Source organism: Pseudoalteromonas sp. 120-MNA-CIBAN-0494, assembly GCF_040308885.1.
GTDB lineage: Bacteria > Pseudomonadota > Gammaproteobacteria > Enterobacterales > Alteromonadaceae > Pseudoalteromonas > Pseudoalteromonas nigrifaciens.
Genome location: NZ_JBEOOE010000153.1, coordinates 1 through 272 on the forward strand (window position 1 = coordinate 1; position 272 = coordinate 272).

The following is a 272-nucleotide window of genomic DNA, read 5'->3' on the forward strand; positions in this document are numbered from 1 at the left end:
TGGTTTAGGTGGTGGTAAAGAAATGGCACTAGCTTATGCGGGTACATACGCTGCAGCTGGTGTTGCCACTATTGCGATTGATATGCCATTGCACGGTGCTCGTTCATTTGATTTAGACAAAGACGGCACTTATGAGATATCTGCAACAGCCCCAGCTTTTGGTCCTGTAGTCGGTAAGCCTAATGCGTTCACCAATGGTAACCCATTAGTGTTTGTTAACATCGCCAGCACATTGACAGTGCGTGACAATTTCCGTCAAGCAACCTTAGACC

Annotated in this window: 1 pseudogene; it reads left to right on the plus strand. The window is 46.7% G+C overall.

Annotated elements, in window-relative coordinates:
* A pseudogene (locus tag AAEY55_RS18335) lies at positions 1–272 on the plus strand (lipase); the annotation flags it as partial.